We start from the raw sequence: 20,438 nt of genomic DNA on the forward strand, positions 1-20,438 counted from the left end.
ACGAGGCGAGCCGGGCGCTGATCACATGCCGCCGATCGCATGCCCGGCTCCGGTTGTTACCAGACAGTACCGGGCCCCTCCAGTGTTCCTCCCGGCAGAAGACGATCTCCGCTACAACTCCGGTTCCCGGCCCCGGCGTCCGCGGGTCCTCTGGAGCGGACGCCGGGGCGGATGCTGCGCAGGCAGCGGAAGAAGCGGAAATTCAGAACCAGTTGACGGTGAACGGGAAGGCAGCGGTGGCCGTGGCGCCGCGGGAGTCGGTGACGGTGACGGTGACCTGAAGCGTGCCGGTCTGCCAGGGCCGGCCACTGATCCGGCCGCCGTTGGCGTCGGCACCCAGGCCCAGCGGCAGGCCGTTGGCGCGGTAGGTGAGCGGGGGTGTGCCGCCGGTGGCGGCCAGCTGGACGGTGCAGTCCTGGAGGAAGCGGCAGGTCTGCGGTCCGGGGGCGGCAAGCTTCAGGTCACCGCCGGGCGGCTCGGTGCCGCCGGTGTCGAACACGCCGGTGACGGGGGTGGCACTGGCGGCATTGCCCGCGTGACCGGTGCCGTACATGTCCTCGACCGTCCGCAGCAGGCTGTAGTGGTTGTAGGCGCCGCTGACGCTGCCCGGTGCGACATGGGCTCCGTGGAACACGGTCGCGATCCGGTTGGAGCCGAGGTAGTTGTCCTCGTCCCAGGTCACCATCAGCAGGCTGTTGTGCTCCTTGGCCCACCGGGCGTAGGAGGCGAGGTGGTCCTTGAGCCAGCTGTCGCCGGTGCCGACGCCGCAGTCGTGCATGTCGTTGCACATGTCCGGGATGACGAAGGAGACGGCCGGCAGCCGGGTGAAGTCGTCCTGGGGGAACTGGGCGAAGGTCTTTCCGGTGCTCACGGGCACGTTCTTGAAGGCGAACCAGGGGTTGTGCTTCTGGGCGTAGCGGCCGTCGGAGCAGGTGGTGGAGCCCTCGTTCGGCAGGCCCTCGTTGTAGCTCGCGAAGGTCTTGCCGGCGTCGCGCAGTTCCTGGCCGAGGTTGGGCGCGGTCATCGACTGCGCGGTGTAGCAGCCGTCGCCGGTGATCCCCTGGGTGGCGCCGGAGAAGAGGTTGAAGTAGTTCGGCTGGCTCGGGTGGGTGAGTGCCTGCATACCCGTCAGATCGGCGCCCTCGCGGGCGAGTTGGTTGAGGTAGGGCGCGGCCGCGTTGCCGATGATCTCGCCGTACTGCTTGTTCTCGAAGACGGCGATCACGACATGGTCGTAGGACGGCAGGGCGGCCCGGATGCCGGTGCCGCTCACATGGGCCACAGTGCCTTCCGTGGTGGTGCGGGCGTCGGCGGTGGTGGCGGCAAACGTCAGGCCGAGCGCGCCGAGCACCGCCACGAGCGCCCTGCGCAGACGGACGGCTGTTCGCTTCATCAGGTCTCCCTCCGATCCGGAGATGCCGGGGCGGTGGTCGTGGGCGGGGTCGGGGGGCGGTGTGTGTGGGGGGCGTGATCGTGATCGTGGTCGTAGTCGTGGTCGTGGTCGTGATCGTGGTCGTGGTCGTGGTCGTGGTCGTGATCGTGGTCGTCAGGCTTCGCGGCGGGCCGCGTCCACGACGTTGATCCGCAGGAGGCGGGGTACGGGCAGGTCACAGCGGCGGAAGGCCTCGGCGGTGGCGGTCCGGACCGCCGCGCGCCGGTCCGGGGGCACCAGGAGGAGCACACTGCGCCCCGGGCGGGTGCCGGGCCACCAGGCGGACCAGGCGCCGGCGCGCAGGGCCTCGCGTACCGCGGTGGCGAGTCCGGTGGCCGGGGTGGCGTCGCCGGTATCCGCGTCGCGGGCCGCGGTGGGGCGGGCCGTCAGGAGGAGCAGGCAGGCATCCGTGGCGCCGTCAGGGGCGCGCAGCGGCAGATGGGTGTGGCCGTCGGCCGCGAGGAGGTGGCCGGCCCGGGCGAAGAGCACGGCCCGGCGCAGCCCGTCATCGCCGGGCACGGCGGAGGCGAGGAGACGCGCCAGCTGCGGGCGGGTCGGCGGGTCCCCGCCCCGGCCGGCGTGCACACCCGAGACGGCCAGTGCGACCGCGCACTCCAGCGGTTCGGCGACGGGCAGCCCCACGGCCTCGGGCAAGGGGGCATTCAGCTGCAGATCGGCGCCGCCCCGGCCGCAGCCGGCGGCGGCGAGGCTGCGCAGCACGGCGTACGGGCGGGCGACCCAGGCGGGGGCGCGGGCGGCCGGTCCGGTGAGGGGGAGTTCGGCGGTCTCCGCGGGGTGGTTGAGCGAGGCGCAGCGCAGCATCCCGTCGGCGCGCGGGGCGACGGCCACATCGACGTAGTGGCCGGCCGCCGCGAACCAGTCGGCCGCTGCTGCCGGCCCGGTACCCGCCGGGCCGGGCGGGACGGCGGACGCGGAGAACCGGAAGGCGGATGTGGAGCCCCGGAGGGCGGACGCGGAGTCGCGGAGGGCGGACGCGGAGACCCGGAAGGCGTACGGGGCCCGCCACACCGCGTCGGGCGGACGGTGACAGCCCGTCGAGAAGCCATGGGAGAGCAGGCGCAGCAGCGGGTCCGCCGTGGTGCGGCGGGCCAGGTCCACCGCGCTCACCCGAGCTCCTTGCGGGCGAGCAGCCGGTAGGCGTTGCCGCCGTCGGTGACCCGGGCCACCGCGGTGCGCAGGCTGTCGAGGGCGAGCGCGGCGGCGTAGCAGGGCACCGCCACGGCCTGTACGGCGCTTCGGGCGGCACGGCGGACCGGGGTCGCGGGCACGGTGGACCAGGGAGCGTGCGGGTCGGGGGCGAGCCTGTTCGCGGCGAGGGCAGCGGCGGCGAGGAAGTCGCCGTTGGGCTGGTGGGCCGCGCCGTGCTGCTCGGCGAGCACGGTGAACCCCCGTGCGGCCAGGGCCTGTTTGAGGTTTCCGACGGGCATCAGGTGCTGGTGCTGGGGCTGGAACCAGGGCAGCCAGTAGCGGCCGAGCAGCCGGCCGGCCCGGGACTCCGGATCGGGGAGTTCGATCAGCAGATGGCCGCCGGGGGCCAGGACCTTGACGGCGGCGTCGAGTTCGGTGAACGGGTCCCGGGTGTGTTCGAGGTAGTGGTGCATGCTCACGGTGTCGTAGCGGCCGGCGAGCCGGTCGGCGAGGTCGGGGAACTGGCCCTGGTAGGCGGTGTCGATCCAGCCCCGGCGTGCGGCCTCGTGGACGCCCTCACCCATGTCCAGCCCGTCGAAGCGGGTGTCGGGCCATACGCTGCGGGCGGCGTTGCAGAAGTGTGCGGCGGCGGTTCCGACATCGAGCCAGGCCCGGGGGGTGGTGAAGGGCCGGAGCAGTTCGGCACGGGCGCGGTAGGTGCCGCTCATCCGGCCCAGGACCAGGGCGGTGCCGTCACCGCCGAGACCTTCGTAGAAGTCGCGGTAGTAGAAATCGAGTCCGTCCGGGGTGAGCCGGGGATTCTGGAAGATGTGGCCGCACTGGCGGCACTCGTCCAGGGTGAACCGGCCGGGCTTGCCCTGGAGCAGGTCGGGCGTGCGCAGCCGCACCTCGGGGCCGGGTGCCGAGCACCAGGGGCAGTCCGTGCGGCGCGGCTCGAAGAACCGGTCCGTGCCGCCGGCAAGTGCGCCGGCGTACGCGGCGCGGCGCGCCGCCTCACCGGCGGTGCCGGACTCGCCGACGGCGCCGGGCGCGTCGGCGGCCGGTGTGGCGAGGGTCCGCAGTGCGGTCGACAGGGCACGCAGCGGACGCAGGGCGGTGGCGCGGGCCAGGCCCGCGGGGCGCGGTCCCCGGGCCGGGCCCAGGACGGCGGCGGGCTGCAGCCAGTACAGGGCGGTCGCCGCGGCACCCCAACGCGGCGCGGAAACCAGGCACTTCACCAGCAGGGCGAGACCGGCGAGCTGGGCTGTGGACAGCAGGGCGGGCGGCAGACCACGGGCGCGCAGCTCCTCGGCGTGCCGCGCGGGGTCGGGGGGCGGGCCGGTCAGTCCGGGGGCGAGGGCCCAGCCGGTGGCGTCGGGAGCGTACTCCTTGAGGGTACGGACGAGGCGGAGCAGGTCGGCGACCGAACGCGGCGGGGGCGCGGCGTCGAGTCCGGCCTGCTGGTGGACGTCGTCGGCCACCAGCAGGGCGTGGCCCGCGCCGTGTCCCGGGGCGCACCGGTCGGTGCGGTGGGCCGTGGGGTCGAGCAGCCGGAGCAGACCGAGGACGCTCTCGGCCTCCAGGCGTGCCGGAATCAGGTCCACGACGCGCAGGCCTTCGCGTACGGCGTGGTCCGCCGCGGCGCGCAGGGTCGCCGCATCGGCTGTGACACCGGGCGCGGTGATCAGGTGCCAGCCGGGCAGCGGCGGCCGCGGGGCGTCCTGGGCCGGGGCGGGTTCGAGCACGGGCAGCGCGGCGAGCCTGCGGCGGGCACGCACGGTGCCCGCCCCCAGGGCCGTCACGGCGGCGGCCGCCACCCATCGCGTGCGGGGTCCCGAACGGTGCGCTCGCGTCATCGGGCTCACAGTCCCTTCTCGGTTTCGGCCTCGGGCTCGGGCTCGGTCCCGGCCTCGGTCTTGGTGGGGGCGGTGCCAGGTCCGGGCGGACGGGCGTGCCGGGCGCCGGGGTGCCGGGCGTCGGATGCGCCGGGATGCCGGCCGGTGGATGTGCCGGGGTGCGTGGCGCCGGATGTACCAGCGGCCACGGCGCCGGCCTGCAGCTTCTCCAGACGGTCGGCCGCGCTACGGGCGCCGCCCGCTGCGGCGAAGGACGCCTGGATGCGGCGGGCCCCACGGCGGTGGGCCGGGTCGTCCAGGACGGCGGCCAACGCCTGGTGCAGCTCGTCCGCACGGGCGCGGCCGAACCGCACCCGCACCCCCGCCCCGGCGCCGGTCACCTGACCGGCGACGATCGGCTGATCGTCGCGGACGGGCGCCACGACCAGCGGCAGCCCGTACGCAAGCGCCTCGCACACGGTGTTGTGGCCGCCGTGGCACAGCACGGCGTCGAGGTGCGGCAGCAGGGCGAGCTGGGGGACGTACTCCTGGTGCACCACATGGTGCGGGACGGTCCCGGCGAGGTCCGCGGGGGCCGCCAGGATCAGCTGTGCCCGGTCCGCGAGGGCGTCCGCGGCGCGCAGGACCGCGGGGTAGAAGCGGGCGCCCGCCTCGCGGTTGAGGGTGCCGAGGGAGACGAGCACCCGCGCACGTCCGGGGTCCAGGCGGTGCCACGGGAAGTCTCCGGTGGACGGCCGGGCGCCGAAGGCGGGTCCGACGAAGGCGTAGTGAGGCGGATACCGCCGTCCTGCGGGACGGGACACCGCATCCGCTCGGCCGGCGGCCGGTGCGTACGGGCGGGCGTCCACACCGGGCGGCCCGCCGGCCTCGTCACCGGCCGGTCCGCCGTCTCCGAGGAGCGCGGGGGTGGAGAAGACCAGGACGAGGTGCGGGGAGAAGCGTGGGTCCCAGCCGCTGGGCGCGCCGCATTCGGCGAGCAGGGCGGCGATGCGCTGTGCCACCCACTCCCCCACCTTGGGGACCCCGTCGAAGGGCCGGGTGAACTCGGCCGTCGTGGTCGCCGAGGTCGCCCAGGGCAGACCGTGACGCCGCGCCACCAGCGGCCCGGCCAGGGCCTGTTGGTCGGCCACCAGCACGTCGGGCACGAAGGCTTCGACGGCGGCGTGGACGCCGGGCACCATCGCGCGGGCGAGGGGCAGCAGGACGTCCGCCCACAGGAAGCGCAGGGCCGCGATGCCCCGCAGATCGCGCCACCGCCCGTGCAGGACGTCGATGCCGTCACCTCCGCTCCGGTCGCCCGCCGGGTACAGGTGGGAGCCCGCGGGGAGCAGGGCCGAAAGAGCCGCGGCGGGTCCGGTCCAGGCGACCCGGTGGCCGCGCGCGGTGAGTTCGGCGGCGACGGCGATCGTGGGGTTGACGTGTCCGGCGAGCGGCGGGACGGCGAACAGCACTCTCATCGGGCCACCGCCCCGGCCCGGTCGCCGAGTCGTTCCAGCACGGCGGCGCAGAGCCCTTCGGTGGCTTCGTTGAGCACGGTGTGTCCCACGCCCGGGAGCACACACAGATCGCAGTCCGGTGCGCCGGCCGCGAGTTCCCGGGCTCCGGCGAGGAGTTCGGAGTGCTCTCCGTAGACGGCGAGGACCGGGCACCTGAGCCGGGCGAAGTCGTGGGAGGTGAAGGCGGCGCCCGTCGCGATGTCCTCGATCAGGGAGGTGCGGTTGAGCAGGGCGTCGGCACCGGCGGTCAGCCGGGCCTCCTTGCGCCGCCCGAGCGCGGCAAGCTGCTCGGGCAGGCGCCGGTGTTCGAGCCCGAGGGCCGCGACGGAGAGGGTGTCGGTCATGTCCTCCACCCAGTCGCCGGTCAGCTGGGCGTCGATCAGCACCAGTGAGGCGACCAGTTCGGGCCGGACGAGCGCGGTGTGCAGGGCGAGCACTCCGCCGTAGCTGTTGCCGACCAGGTGGACCGGGCGGCGGTCGAGGCCGAGGGAGCCGAGCAGGGCGGCGAGGTCGGCGGCCGCGGTGTCCCGGTCGTAGCCGCCGGGCGGGCGGTCGCTGCGGCCGTGTCCGCGCTGGTCGTAGAGGAGCACCGGGTGACCGGCGCGGGACACGGGGCCCGCGAGGGTGCAGTAGAAGCTCGACAGGTTGTCCATCACCAGGCCGTGGAGGAAGACGACCGTGGGGCCGTCGCCGCGGCCCGGCAGCCGCTGGGTGTGCAGGCGCAGCCCGCCCGCGGGGGTCAGGGACATGGGTGCGCTCAGCCCGCGCAGGCCTGGTCGGCGGCGGTGACCGTGTCGATATGGACGGCGAGTTCGCCGACCGTCATGGCCAGGATCTGGTCGATGTCCTTCTCCGCGAGGAGGCCGAGGAGGTCCACCGCGCTGCCGTAGCGCTGTTGCAGCAGCTCGGCGAGGGCGACGAACTCGATGCTCTCCAGCGCCAGATCGTCGTTGAAGGTGGTCGCGGGGGTCACCTCGCCCACGATGAGCAGTTCGTCGCCGACGACGCTCACCAGCATGTCGGTGATCTCGGCCAGGATCGTCCCGGTGCGCTCGGGGAGCGGGTCAGCTGCCATGGGTGGCCTCCGTGGAAGTGGGGGTGTCGGTGTCCGTACGGGGCACGGGCGGCGGCCCGGTCCAGGCGACGACGTGGTGCGCGGACAGGTCGTGGACGGAGTCGAGGTGGACGAGGTGGTGCCGGCCGTCCGGGGAGGCCACCCGCAGCGCGCCGCCCGGTGCGGACGTCACGGCCCAGTCCAGCGGCCGGCCGCCGAGGCCGCTGCCCGCCGCCTTCGCCGCGGCCTCCTTGGCGCACCACAGGGCGGTGAGCCAGTAGGCGCGGCCCGTTCCTCCGGTCGCTTCGCGGGCCTGGAGGCGGTCCGCCAGGCGGCGTTCGGCCGGGGTGAGGGCGATCTGTTCGAGGGCTCGCGGATCGTCGGTGACCGGCTCGATGCCGATACCGACGGGGCCCGACCGGTGGGCGAGGGCGACGGCGACGTGGTCCTTGTGCGCGAGCGAGAGGTGCAGGCCGGCGGCGAGCGGGCCCTCGGGCCTGGTGCGGCCGTGGGGATCGGTGCCGACCGAGACCTCGGCGGGGAAGACGGGGCCCGCTCCCGACTCCCACAACAGCTCCCGGACCGCGTCCTTGGCGGCGATCCGGCCCAGCAGCCAGCCCGCGCGGGCGCGCGGCGCGCACCGTTCGTAGCGGGCGCGTTCGGCGGCGCCCAGATAGCGGCGCATCACCAGCTCCTGCGAGGCCGGGTCCGTCCAGCGGCGCCGGGCCAGGCACCAGCCGCCAGGACGGGGTTCGCCGATGCCGCAAACCTCCGGGGTGAACTTCATCGGCCACACCCGTTCGTCGGCACCGAAGCGCCGGTACGTCCAGCCCTCCAGCCGCGCCCATACGCCGCCGCCGGCGCCGCGCAGTTCCACATCGCCGCGTACCGAGCCGGGCCCCACCTCACGGATCCGGGCGGTGGCCGCCAGCAGCGCGCCCTCGGGGGGCGGGGGGCCGTAGAGCCGTACCCGGTCCAGGGTCGCGGGGAAGACCAGCCGGTCGCCGGTGAGTTTCAGCTGCATCCAGTGGCCGAGGAGCTGGCCGGCGGCGTCCAGGAGGGCGCCGGGGGCCGGCAGTGCGCGCAGGGTTCCGCGGATGCCGTCGGCGGCGAGCGCGGTGACCTCGTGGACCCCGGCGAAGGCCGGGCCGTGGAACATCCACCGGTCCCGGTAAAGGGCCTCGGCGCTGACGGGCGCCGGCCCGCAGGACGTCAGGGCCGGGGGGCCGGGAGGCGGCGGAGGCGGGTGGTGTGCCGCGAGATGGACGGTGACGGTGGCGTGGCCGCCGAGGCTCACCCGTACCCGGCCGCCGTCTGCCGGGGTCGCGGTGACGGTGAGGTCGACGGGCGGGGCGACGGGCAGCCAGCGCAGGGCCCGGACGTCGGAGTAGCCGGTGACGGTGAGCCCGGGGCGCACCTCGTGGGCCGCCTCGGCGGCCAGTTCCAGCAGGGTGGTCATGGGGACGACGGGGAAACGGTCAGCCGGCTCCGGCCAGTCGTCGGGCTGGAGGTAGACGCAGTGGTCGCGGACGTAGGGGAGGGTGGCGAGGGAGAGGTGACGGGTGGTGCGGCGGGGGCCGGGGGCCGGAGCCGGGGTCGGGTCGGCGGTGCGGCGGGGGTTCGGCGCGGCGGGCGTGCTGGGGGTGTGGCCAGGGCCGGGAGGCAGAGCCGACTCGGCGGTGTGGCCAGGGACCGGGGCCGGAGCCGGGGTCGGAGCCGGAGCCGGGGTCGGGGTCGGGGCCCGGCCGGCAGTGCGGCCGGCGACGGGTGCCGGGGCGGGCCGGGCGGCCGCGGTGGCCGCTCCGACCGCGGCGGCGACCGTGCGGGTCGCGGCCCGGGTTTCGGCGAGGACGGCGTCCAGGGCCTGCCGTACGGGGTCCGCGACGGCCGGCCGGGGGTGCGGCAGCGCTCCCCCGCCACCGCCTTCTGCTGCGCCGGGCAGCGCTCCCCCGCCCCCTCCCCCTCCTCCCCCTTCGGGGGAGGGGGCGGGGGGTGGGTTCGGGGGTGGGGGAGGGCCCGCGGACGCGAAAAGCAGTCCCCGCGGCGCCGCCCCGCCCAGGCGGACCAGCGGCGACCCGAGATCGAGGCGGACCGATGCGCCGGCTCCCGCCGGGGCGGTGGCTCCCGCCGGGGCGGTGGCTCCCTCCGGGCCCGTGGCGCGGTCCGGGCCCGTGGCGCGGTCCGGGCACCCAGCGCGGTCCGCGGCCGCGGCACGGTCCACGGCCAGGGCGTGCTCCGCAGCGGGGGCCCCGCCGACGGCAGGAGCCAGCCGCTCCCAGCGCGGAGCGATCCCCTCGGCCCACAACGCGACTGCCGTCTGCACCAGTTGTGCCCCTCCCTCGCCGCGGGTGCCGGCCGCCGCCACGGCGAGATGGTCCTCCCCGTGGAGGGTGTCGCCGATGAAGCCGGTAAGACTGCCGGCACCGACCTGGACAAAGGCGCGTACACCCGTCTCGTACAGCCGCCTGGTCAGGTGCTGGAAGCGGACCGGCTCCAGAAGGTGCCGCAGCACCAGCGCACGGACCTCCGACGGGTCTTCGGGGAAGGGCGCGACGGTCGTCGCCGACCAGACGGGCACGTGCGGGTCCCGCAGCGGCAGGGCGTCGAAGGCGGCGCCGGCCTGGTCGAGGTAGGGCGCCCACATCGGCGTGTGGAAGCCGGAGCGGAAGGGCATCTCCTGGGCCCGTACCCCCTGTGCGGCGAGTCTGCGGACGGCCTCGGCCACCGGTCCCGGGGCTCCGCAGATCACCGACTGGTGCGGGCAGTTGTCGTGGCTGACCGCCACCCGCTCCAGGCCTTCCAGCGCCGCGGCCGCCTGTGCGGCACCGCAGCCCAGGGCCGCATAGACCAGGTCGGGCACCGCGAGGGAGCCGGGCCGCAGCGAGCCGAGGAAGGTGTCCACGGCCCGCGGCGGGTACATTCCGGCGGCCACCATGGCCGTCCACTCCCCGAGGCTGTGGCCGGTCAGCAGATCGGGGGTGATGCCCAGTCGGTCCAGGGCGCGGGCGAGCAGCCGGCCGACGGCGAGGGAGTCGACGGCCCGCTCGACCAGGCCGCTGCCCCCGCAGACCACGGGGCGCGGCAGGGACATCCGGTCGGCGATGTCGTCCACGCGCGGCGGCGGTTCCGCTTCCAGTCCCGGAAAGACGAAGGCGAGCCGCGCTCCCGCCTCCCGGGCGTACGGCCCGAAGAACGGGCTCGGGGTGAACCACACCTCACCGCGCCCCCGCCAGGGCAGTCCCCGGGCGAGGATCTTGGCGGCCAGGGCGCGGCGCTGCGGGGTGGGACCGAGGAGAGCGAGACGGCAAGGGCCGTCGCCCGTGGGAACGCCGATGCCCGCGCCCCCCGTCCTCTCCCCCGCGCCCTCTCCCACATTCCGTAATTTCTCCGCCAGTTCGGCGGGAGAGTGCGCGGCGAGCAGCACGGTGCGCTCGGGCTCCGCCGTCCGCAGCGGGGAGGTGGGGGGCACGGACGGCCCGGCGGCGGGCCGGCATCCCGGGGCTTCCTCCAGGATGACGTGGGCGTTGATCCCGCCGAAGCCGAAGGCATTGACGCCGGCCCGTAAGGGTGCCCCTCCGGCGTCCCAGGGCTCGGCCTCGGTGACCGGACGCATCCGGGTCCGCGCCAGGCCCTCGTGCGGCTCGTCCAGATGCAGGGTCGGCGGCAGGGTGCGGTCGTGCACGGCGAGGGCGGCCTTGATCAGTCCGGCGATCCCGGCGGCCTGCATGGTGTGGCCGAGCATCGACTTCACCGAGCCCAGACCGATCGGCGCCCGGCCCGCGCCGGGCGGCCCGAACACCCTGGCCAGGGTTTCCAGTTCGGCGGCGTCGCCGACCGGCGTCCCGGTGCCGTGCGCCTCCAGCAGGCCGAGTGCGGCGGGGTGTTCCGGATCGAGGCCGGCGCTGCCCCAGGCCTGCTGCAGCGCTCTGGTCTGCCCCTCCGTCCGGGGGTTCATCAGGCTGGACGCGCGTCCGTCCCCCGCCACCCCCGCTCCGCGGATGACTGCGTAGACCCGGTCCCCGTCGCGTTCGGCGTCGGCCAGGCGTTTGAGGAGGACGACGCCGGTGCCTTCGGACAGCAGCGTGCCGTCGGCCCGGCGGTCGAAGGGACGGATGCACTGGGTGGGGCTCAGGGCGCGCAGCTGGGTGAAGACGCTCCACAGGGTGGCGATATGGCAGTGGTGCACGGCTCCGGCGACCACGCTGTCGCAGCGCCCGGCGGCCAGCAGGTCGACGGCCTGGGCCACGGCCAGCAGTGAGGAGGCGCAGGCCGCGTCGAGGGTGTAGGCGGGCCCGCGGAAGTCCAGCCGGTTGGCGGTCCGGGCGGCGGTGAAGCTGGGCACCAGGCCGATGGACGCCTCCGGCCGTTCGGGGCCCAGGCTCTCCTGGAAGGCGTCGCGTACCGCTGAGATCTTCGACTCCCCCAGTTCCGGGGCGAGTTGACGCAGGGTGGCGGCGAGCTGGTGGGCGGTACGGACCCGCTGGTCGAGCCGGGCGGTGGCCACGCCCATGAAGCCGCCGCGGCCGAGTATGACTCCGATACGGGAGCGGTCGGCGGGCAGCCGCTCCTGGCCGCCCGCGTCGGCGATGGCGTCGGCGATGACGCGGAGCGCGAGCAGTTGGTCGGGTTCGGCCCCCGGAACGGTGGCAGGCATGATGCCGAAGCGGGTGGGGTCGAAGGTGGCGAGCTCGTCCAGGAAGCCGCCCCGCCGGCAGTAGAAGCGGTCGCTGCGGGCGGGGCCCTCGGCGCCGTGCGGGTCGTAGTAGACCTCGGGGTCCCAGCGGCCGGGCGGCACCTCCGTGATGCAGTCCCGGCCGGCCAGCAGGTTGCGCCGGTACGCGGCGAGATCACCGGCACCGGGGAAGAGCGCCCCCATGCCGACGATCGCGGCGTCCGTGGGGCGGGGTCCGGTCCGCCGGGCACCGGTGTCACTCATCGCCCGCCGCCTCCCCGCCGGCCGCCGCCGACAGGACGACCTGGGGCGAGGTGCCGTGGGCCAGTTCGGCCAGCAGGGCGTCGGCCGCGGCGCCGGGGTCCAGGAGGGGGATGCCCCGGCGGGCGTAGGCGCGCTCCAGCTCCGGGGTGACCATGCCACCGCCGTCGGCCGCCCAGGGTCCCCAGTCGACGGCGAGAACGCGCCCGGCCGTACGCGCCGACCAGGCCCTGGCGAGGGTGTCCAGGGCGTCGTTGGCGGCGGCGTAATCGGCCTGGCCGCGGTTGCCGAAGACCCCGGCGACGCTGCCGAAGAGGACCAGGAAGCCGGTGTCGTCACCGGCGGCCTCCAGGAGGTGACGGGCGCCGTCGACCTTGGCGGCGAAGACCCGGGCGAAGGAGGCCGGGTCCTTGTCCCGCAGCAGCTTGTCCTCCAGGGTGCCCGCGCCGTGCACGATCCCGTCGAGGCGGCCGTGCCGGTCCCGGATGTCGTCCACCACGGCGCGTACGGCGGCGGCGTCGGTGACATCGGCCGCGTGGTAGCGGACGGAAGCGGCGTACGGTTCGAGGGCGGCGAGGGTGCCGGTGATCTCGCGGCGGGCCAGGATGCGGGTGGCCGCCGCCTCGATCCGGGCCGGTCTGCGCAGCCCTTGGGCGAGGAGGGCGGCGCGCAGCGCGATGCGGTCGTGGGCATGCGCGAGCGCCGGGTCCTCGGGGGTCTGGTCCAGGGGGGTGCGTCCGAGGAGTTCGAGGTGGCAGCCGTGGGCGCGGGCCAGGGCGTGCGCCGTGCGGGCGGTGATGCCGCGCGCGCCGCCGGTCAGCAGCACCACGGAGCCCGCGTCGAGCGTCGGCCGGCCGGTGGCGGGCAGGTCGTGCGGCAGTGGCGTGGCAACGGTGCGCAAGGTGGTGCGGGTGCCGTTGGTGCGGCCGACGACGACCGGTTCGCCGGGGGCGCAGAGTTCGGCGAGGAGGTGGGCCGCGATGCGTTCGGGGCGGTCCTTCGGATTGATGTCCACGGCGCGGATCAGGACGCCGGGGTATTCGAGGGCGGCCGTACGGGCAAAGCCGCGCAGTCCGGCGCCGGGCAGGGGGTCGGGGGCGTCCTCGGCGGCGTCCTGGCCGAAGGTGCCGCCGGCCGCAGTGGCCAGCAACAGCCACCGGGCTCCGCCGGTCAGAGCGGTGCGCAGCCCCGCGTACTGTCCGGGCAGTACCGCGCCGCGGCCCGCCCGCAGGGCGCTGAGGTCCACCAGTCCGCCCACCCCGTCGGCGGTGACCTCGGCCAGCCGCTCGGCGGGCACGGTACGGACCCGTGCGCCATGGCTCTCCAGAAGGGCGGTGAGGGCGAGCGCCACGCCCTGGCCGTCCTCCACCACGGTGAAGTCGCTGCCCGCCACCACCTCGGCGGGCGGCCGGCTCGCCGGCGGGCCGAGGTGTGCTACCCGCACCAGGTAACGGGTGGGGCGTTGGGGCACCGGGGCGCTCGCCGCTACGGCTTCGGCCCCGGCCCCGGCCCCGGCGGACGGCTTCGGGAGGGTGGACGCGTGCGCGAGGGCGGGCGGCGTGGACTCGGACAGCCGGGATAGCTGGGACAGTTGGGATGGCTGGGATGGCTGGGACAGCTCGGACAGGGAAGCGGCCGGCTCGGACAGGGCAGGGGCCGGTGCGGAGCCGACCCCTGCGAGGGCCACTGCGGGACCGGCTCCCGCGAGGGCCGCTGCGGGCTCGGGTGGCGGGGCCGCCTCCGGTGCGGTCTCGCGGTGGGCGGCGGCGATCCAGTCGACGATGCCGCTGATGGTCTTGACCCGGGAAAGCTGCTCCACCGCCGGTTCCATGGCTCCGTCGGCGTCCTGCGGCAGTCCGATCCGGTCGGCCAGCGCACCGATGATCTCCACACGCTTGATGGAGTCCACCGAGAGATCGGCCTCCAGGTCGAGCCCCGCGTCGAGCATGTCGTGCGGATATCCGGTCCGGGTGTGAATGATCTCCCTTACGGCATCGAGGAGTTCCGCGGGGCTCAGACGCCGTGCCGCGGTGCCGGGCGCCTGCCCTGCGGCGTCGTCGTCGGCCCCGAGCCCGGCGTCGGCCCCGGCACTGACGTCGGCCGCGTCCCCGGTGCCGCCCCGGACGGGCGCGGCATACGACGCGGCAGCCCGCTCGTGCACGGTCCTCGGCGGTGCGGCCGCAACGGCCTCCCCCGCCTCTCCCGTATCTCCCACCGTTCCCAAATACCGCAGTACGACGTCCCGTTGGGCCGCGATGAGCTCGCGCGAGGCCCGCAGATACTCCAGCACCGCATCCTGCCGGGCACCGTCACCGGAGGCGGTGGAGCCCCGGGATGCGGTGGATCCCCCGGATGCGGTGGATCCCCAGTGCCCGGAGGCTCCCCCGAGCACGGAGGAGCCCGCGGACACGGAGGAGCCCGCGGACACGGAGGAGCCCCCGCCCGCCACCCCCTCCCCGCCCCGCCACTCCGGTTCCACCCGTCGCGCGGGGCGCAGTCCGCCCGGCAGACAGTCGCCGTCGGCGGTGCGCACCAGATGCCCGTCGACCAGCCATCCCGGGCGGCGCGGCGCGACCGCCGGCAGCGTCTCCGTACGCCCGTGGAACAGGGCCTCCGGGGCGATCGGGACCCCGGCCGCCGCGAGCCGGGCCAGCACGTGCGGCAGCCGGGCCAACCCGTGCTCGCCCGGGACATCCAGCGCCACGGCCGTGTGCGGCCGGCCGTCCAGGATGCGCCCGACGAGACCGGTGAGCACCCGGCCGGGCCCGGCCTCCACGAAGGTGCGCACCCCGGCGGCGTACATGTCCTCGATCTGCTCCACGAAGCGCACGGGCGCGGCGACCTGGTCCGCCAGGGTGGCGCGGACCGCGGACGCCGTGCCGTCGTATGGCCGCGCGGTGGCCCCGGACCAGACCGGGAAGGCGGGCACGGCCACCTGCGCCGAGGAGAGTTCGGCGGCGAACACGTCGCGGGCTGCGGCGAGTTGCGGGCTGTGGAAGGCACAGGCCACCGGCAGACGACGCGCGTCCAGGCCGGCCGCGCACAGCGCCGTCACCGCTGTTTCCACGGCCTCCGTGGGTCCGGAAATCACGCTCTGCTCGGGCGCGTTGTGATTGGCGACGACGACCCCGGCCGCGTGGATCAGCTCCCTGACGCGCTCGGGAGCGGCCACCACGGCGGCCATCGCCCCGGGGTCGTCCCCGGCGGCCCCGAGAATGGCCTCGCCGCGGCGGGCGCTGAGGCGCAGCAGGGTCGCGGTGTCGTAGGCGCCCGCTGCCCACAGTGCGGTCAGCTCGCCGTAGGAGTGGCCCGCCGTGCAGTCGGGGCGCACGCCCAGCGTGGTGAGCAGCCGGTGCGCGGCGGCGGAGGCGAGACCGAGCGCCGGCTGGGCGACGCGGGTGTCGGTGAGGGCGGCCTGCTGGGCGGTCCGGCGCTCGGCGGTGAAGGCGGTGGGCGGGAACATGGCCGCGACCCACTCCGGATCGGCGTCCTCCAGAAGGCCGCGCAGGGCGGGGAAGGCGAGGAACAACTCCCCCATCATTTGCGGACGTTGGCTTCCCTGACCGGGGAAGAGGAAGGAGACCAGCCCGGGGCCGGCGTCCCGGCGGCGCGGATACACGCCCTCGACGGCACCGAAGCGGCGGGCGGCCGCCAGCTTGACGGCGAGATCGTCGAGGTCGTCGGCCACCACACAGATCTGGACCGGCCCCTGCGCCGCCGCGGTCTCGGCGGCCAGGTCGCGCAGCGGCCACGGCCGCCCGGCGGCGTCGTTGTCCGCCAGCCGTGCGGCAAGACGCTCCATGGCCCGTACCGCGGCGGGGCGGTCGGTCCCCCGGAAGCAGAAGAGTTCGGCGGGCCAGTGCGTCAGGGCGTGGTCGGGCTCGGGCGCACCCTCGTAACCGGCCAGCACGGCGTGGTAGTTGGTGCCGCCGAAGCCGAAGGCGCTCACCCCGGCGAAGCGCCGCCCCACGGGGACCGGCCAGGGCCGGGCGCTCCCGGTGTCGAAGCGGAACGGTCCGGTGTCCGCGGCCGGCCGGGTCAGATGCAGGGTCGGCGGCCGTACGCCGGTGTGCACGGCCCGGGCGGCCTTGATGAGCCCGGCCAGGCCGGCCGCGCATTTGGTGTGCCCGATCTGCGATTTGACCGAGCCCAGCGTGCAGCCGCCCGGGGCGGCTCCGGCGGCCTCGAACACCTCGGTGAGGACGCCGAGTTCGGCGCTGTCGCCGACGACGGTTCCGGTGCCGTGGGCTTCGAGGAGCCCGACCTGTGCGGGGCTGATCCCGGCGCGCCGGTAGGCGCGTTCGAGGGCCCGCCGCTGGCCCTCGGGCCGGGGTGCGGTCAGCCCGAGGGACCGCCCGTCGCTGGAGGTGCCGACGGCCTTGACGACCGCGTAGATCCGGTCGCCGTCGCGTTCGGCGTCGGCGAGCCGCTTGAGGACCAGGGCGCCGACGCCCTCGCCGAGCGCAATGCCGTCGGCCGCCGCGTCGAAGGGGCGGCAGCGGCCGGTGGGCGACAGAGCGCGTACGGAGGCGAACATCAGGTAGTCGTTGATGCCGTTGTGCACATCGGCGCCGCCGCACAGCGCCATATCGCTGTCGTGGTCGCGCAGTTGGCGGCAGGCCAGGTCGAGGGCGGCGAGCGAGGAGGCGCAGGCGGCGTCCACGGTGCAGTTGGCACCGCCGAGGTCGAGCCGGCTCGCGATGCGTCCGGCGATGACATTGGCGAGGACGCCGGGGAAGGAGTCCTCGGTCAGGCGGGGCAGTTCGGCGTCGAGTGCGGGCGGCAGGTCGCCCAGGTAGGCCGGGTGGAGCGCGCGCAGGCCGTAGGCGCCGGCCAGTTCGGTGCCCGCCTCGGCGCCGAAGACGACGCTGGTGCGGGCGCGGTCGAAGTCGCGCTCGGCGTATCCGGCGTCCGCCAGGGCCTTGGCGGCCGCCTCCAGGGCGAGCAGCTGCACCGGCTCGATGGCGGCGAGGGAGGCCGGGGGGATGCCGTGGGCGAGGGCGTCGAAGGGGACGGCGGGCAGGAAGCCGCCCCAGCGCGACGGGGTGCGTTCGCCCGCCCGCGCGGGGTCCGGGTCGTGGTACGTACCGGTGTCCCAGCGCTCGGCGGGTACTTCGGTGACGGAGTCGACGCCGGAGACGATGTTGGACCAGAAGCGGGCGCTGTCGGCCGCGCCGGGATAGCAGCACGCCATCCCGACGATGGCGATGTCCAGCGGCTCCGCCTCCTCCCTCCGGTGATCCCCCGGTTGCCCGCCGGGCGTCCCGAACTGCTCCGCCCGGGCCGTGAGCTGCGCGGTGGCCCCCTCGGTCACGGCGGTGTGCAGCGCGGCGACGGTGGTGGTGGCGCTGCGGGCGGTGGCGGCCTGGCCCAGCATGTACAGGCCCTCCCGGCGCTGTTCCTGCTCCCCGGCCGGCGCGGGCCGCCCGCCGTCCGTATGGCGCAGGCCCTTGCTCGCCAGGCGCAGCCGTCCGAGGTTGCGCCGCTCCAGCTCCTCCCACCGGGCGCGCGGGTCCGTGCCCTGGGTGGCGAGACGCCGTTCGGCGGCCGTGAACTCCTCGGTGTAGGCGGTCTCGGCGCAGCGGGTGGCATGGCCCGGTGCGGTCCGCAGCAGGACGGTCCGGTCGCAGGCCAGGGCGGTGTCCTGGAAGCCGGGCAGGACGGCGCCGGTGGTCACGGCCTCCTGGGTGAAGAGGTAGGCGGTGCCCATCAGGACACCGATACGGGCGCCGAGTCCGGCGAGCGGGGCCGCGGCGGCGGCCGCCATGGCGGCGGTGCGGGCGTCATGGATACCGCCCGCGAAGAGCAGGTCCAGGTCCCCGGCCGTCCCGCCGTGCGTCCGGGCATGGGCGGTCAGCCGCTCGATCTGCTCCTCCCACAGCGGGAAGCTGGCCCGGGGGCCGATGTGACCGCCGCACTCCTGCCCCTCGAAGACGAACCTCCGGGTGCCTTCGGCGAGGTAGCGCTCCAGCAGGCCGGGGGCCGGGACATGGAGGTAGGTCCGGGTCCCGGCCGCTTCGAGCGGCGCGGCCTGGGCGGGCCGGCCACCGGCGATGAGCGCGTACTCCGGGGCGAACTCGGCCACGGCGGCGAGCTGTTCGCGCCGGAGCTCGGGCGGGGCGAAGCCCAGCAGGCCGACGCCCCAGGGCCGCTCGCCCAGCCGCCCGGCGGTCTCGGCCAGCAGCCGGCGCACCTGCTCCCCGTCCATGACGGCAAGGGCGAGAAAGGGCAGCCCGCCCTCGGCGGCGACCGCGGCGGCGAAGGCGGACACATCACTGACCCGGGTCATCGGCCCCTGGGCGACGGGGAGATGGCGGGCGCCGGGGCGCGGCGCGAGCGGCCGGGCGCGCGCCGCCGCGACAAGGTGCTCGGCGAGGGCGGTCCGTACCGCCTGGACGACGCCGCCGGTAGTGCGGTGCCGCGCGGCGAGCCGGGCGGCGAACGCGCCGTCCTGGCCGATGGGGAGCAGCTGGGTCTGCAGGTCCCGGGCGCCGAGGAGGGCGGCGATGCGGGCGGCGGGGCCGGTCTGTGCCCCGGCGCTCCCGGCGTCGTCCCCTCCGGTGGCCGTGGCCGCCGCGGGGGCCGCGAGGTCCGGGCGGGTGAGGACCCGGTGGCCCGCGACGAGCGTGGTCTCGCTGCCGTCCATGGCCCGGATGGCGTCGGCGGCCGCGCGGGGCAGCCGGGCCGCTCCCTCGGTGGTGAGCGCGAGCTGGGAGTCGAGCAGCACCCCGGCCGCTCCGCCGGCGACGGCCGCGGCGGCGGTGTGCGGGCCGATTCCCCCGGCGGCGAGCACGGGGACCGTCACGGACGGGTCGGCCAGTACGCGGGAGAGCAGGACGCAGGTGGTGAGTTCGCCGACCCGGCCGCCCGACTCGTGGCCCCGGGCGACGAGCGCGGTGACGCCGGCGGCACACGCCGCCGCGGCCTCCTCGGGGGTGGTGATCTCGGCCCATACGCGGCGCCGCCCGCCGCCGGCCCAGTCGTCAGGGCCGGGGACCGCGCCGTCCGGCCCTGGGACCGCGCCGTCCGGACCGGGAGCCGCGCCGTCCGGGCCCGGGGCCGCATCCGGGCCGACGCCGTACGCCTGCGGATCGCCGCCGTACGCCCGCGGATCGGCGAGCAGCACGGTGTCGGTCCCCTCGGGCAGATCGTCCGGCATGAGCGGACACCCCACCGGTACCCGCACGCCGTGTCGTGATCGCCCGATCCGCGCCAGCGCGTCACGCGCGGCGCCGGTGTCCCTGCCGAGGTCCAGCAGGCCGAGCGCGCCGGCGCGTTCGGCTGCCACGACGATCCGCTCGCCCGGTTCCTCGAAGGGCGAGAGCGCCACGACGAGATCGCGGCCGGACTGCGGGGTACCGGGGAGAGGGGTGCCGGAGAGTGGGGGCCAGGGGGCCACGGGCGCTCCTTCTGCTGGGGGCGGACACGCTTACCACTGCCACCTGCGGTAACCAGCGGTCAGACCCGAAGCGCAGGGCCCACACCCGCTGATGCCGCGTTGCATGGTGGAGCCACCTCCATGCACTGTCAACGCACGTGCATCAGGCGGTAGTTGATTCCGCCAAGGTCACAAAGGTGCCGTGCCGCCTCCGCCTCCACCCGGCCACCTGGGCGAACACACGCTCGAAGACCGGTTTTCGGGATCTCACCTGGCCGGAAATACACCAGGGTTGGCACAGTGCACCAACGGCTCGCCGCGCAGATAGCGGCCGGCCTCCGCGGCGGCGATCCGTGCGGCCTTGTGCGCCACTTCCTGGCTGCCGCCCGCGATGTGCGGGGTGAGCACCACGCCGGGGGCGGTCAGCAGCCGGGAGCCGGCGGGCAGCGGCTCCTCGGGGAAGACGTCGAAACCGGCACCGGAGAGCTGTCCGGAGTCCAGGGCATCGCAGACCGCGTCGCAGTCGAGGAGCGCTCCGCGGGCACAGATACAGGCTCTGCGCATCGACCTCGATATCGAGCGCTGCACTGATCCGCCGGGCTTACTCACCCGTCCCCTGCCTGATCGCCAAGCCTTCATACATCCGCTTGACGCAAGCGTGCTCAACGCCCGCAAAGAGAATATCGATACGCGTACCGTATTCTTCGCGAGAACTCCTCAGCAACAGACGCCGATGACTGACGGTGTATTGCCAGACTGTGAACCGTCGATCTGGTTCATAGACCTTGACCACGCGAGGAACCTATCCGGTGAAGAACAGGGGCAGGGTGCCGGGCAGGGCAATGCCGGTCCGGGGAAGGCCCACCTTGCCCGTGGCCAGGTCAACGGGGTCGGTGCTGTCAGCCTCCGCGAGATCGTTGCCGAAGTGGTCAGCACAGCCTGAGGGTTGTCCCGTAACTGATCTTTGGCAGGAGGGCGGTTGGCCAGGGCTGCATCCTGGGGCCACCGGTGGGCTCCGCCGCCAGGCGTCGTTCTCGTGGACCGCCCGGTTTGATCACTTGGTGTCCAAGGCGGCCCAGGGCGCGACGGGGTTGCGGGCGGATCCCCCTGGGGAAATGACCGGCAGAGTCCCAAGTCCCC

At 75.4% G+C, this 20,438-nt stretch carries 9 protein-coding genes and 1 pseudogene; 1 reads left to right on the top strand and 9 read right to left on the bottom strand.

All coding sequences use genetic code 11. The features are described from left to right. Nucleotides 1-202: 202 nt before the first annotated feature. The 9 genes and pseudogenes from OHS81_RS04195 to OHS81_RS04235 form a co-directional block, all read right to left on the bottom strand. Nucleotides 203-1,393 (bottom strand): alkaline phosphatase family protein, encoded by a 1,191-nt coding sequence (locus OHS81_RS04195; RefSeq protein ID WP_328382537.1) that lies wholly within the window; start codon nt 1,391-1,393, stop codon nt 203-205. A 153-nt stretch (nt 1,394-1,546) separates the two neighbouring features. After that, nucleotides 1,547-2,560: a galactokinase gene (locus OHS81_RS04200; RefSeq protein ID WP_328382539.1), complete on the bottom strand. Its 1,014-nt coding sequence runs from the start codon at nt 2,558-2,560 to the stop codon at nt 1,547-1,549. Further along, complete coding sequence (locus OHS81_RS04205; protein ID WP_328382541.1) at nt 2,557-4,437, bottom strand: class I SAM-dependent methyltransferase; 1,881 nt, start codon at nt 4,435-4,437, stop codon at nt 2,557-2,559. The genes OHS81_RS04200 and OHS81_RS04205 overlap by 4 nt, the downstream gene beginning before the upstream one ends. A gap of 5 nt (nt 4,438-4,442) precedes the next feature. Beyond that, nucleotides 4,443-5,888, bottom strand: a complete 1,446-nt coding sequence (locus tag OHS81_RS04210; RefSeq protein ID WP_443058828.1) for a glycosyltransferase — start codon at nt 5,886-5,888, stop codon at nt 4,443-4,445. 2 nt (nt 5,889-5,890) lie between these two features. Then, nucleotides 5,891-6,682, bottom strand: a complete 792-nt coding sequence (locus OHS81_RS04215; protein WP_328382545.1) for an alpha/beta fold hydrolase — start codon at nt 6,680-6,682, stop codon at nt 5,891-5,893. An 8-nt stretch (nt 6,683-6,690) separates the two neighbouring features. Beyond that, nucleotides 6,691-7,008 (bottom strand): phosphopantetheine-binding protein, encoded by a 318-nt coding sequence (locus OHS81_RS04220; protein WP_328382547.1) that lies wholly within the window; start codon nt 7,006-7,008, stop codon nt 6,691-6,693. Then, entirely contained in the window at nt 6,998-11,923 is a 4,926-nt protein-coding gene (locus OHS81_RS04225) for a polyketide synthase (protein WP_328382549.1), read from the bottom strand. Before OHS81_RS04225 ends, OHS81_RS04220 begins: the two co-directional genes overlap by 11 nt. Further along, nucleotides 11,916-19,250 carry an SDR family NAD(P)-dependent oxidoreductase gene (locus OHS81_RS04230; RefSeq protein ID WP_443058829.1) on the bottom strand — a complete coding sequence of 2,445 codons (7,335 nt, stop codon included), beginning with the start codon at nt 19,248-19,250 and terminating at the stop codon, nt 11,916-11,918. Before OHS81_RS04230 ends, OHS81_RS04225 begins: the two co-directional genes overlap by 8 nt. Before the next feature lie 315 nt (nt 19,251-19,565). After that, a pseudogene (locus OHS81_RS04235) lies at nt 19,566-19,844 on the bottom strand (NAD(P)-dependent oxidoreductase); the annotation flags it as partial. Nucleotides 19,845-19,956: 112 nt separating this feature from the next. Here OHS81_RS04235 and OHS81_RS04240 point away from each other — a divergent pair. Next, nucleotides 19,957-20,241: a hypothetical protein gene (locus tag OHS81_RS04240; protein ID WP_328382553.1), complete on the top strand. Its 285-nt coding sequence runs from the start codon at nt 19,957-19,959 to the stop codon at nt 20,239-20,241. Nucleotides 20,242-20,438: the final 197 nt, after the last annotated feature.

The sequence above is a fragment of the Streptomyces sp. NBC_00400 genome (assembly GCF_036048035.1).
GTDB lineage: Bacteria > Actinomycetota > Actinomycetes > Streptomycetales > Streptomycetaceae > Streptomyces.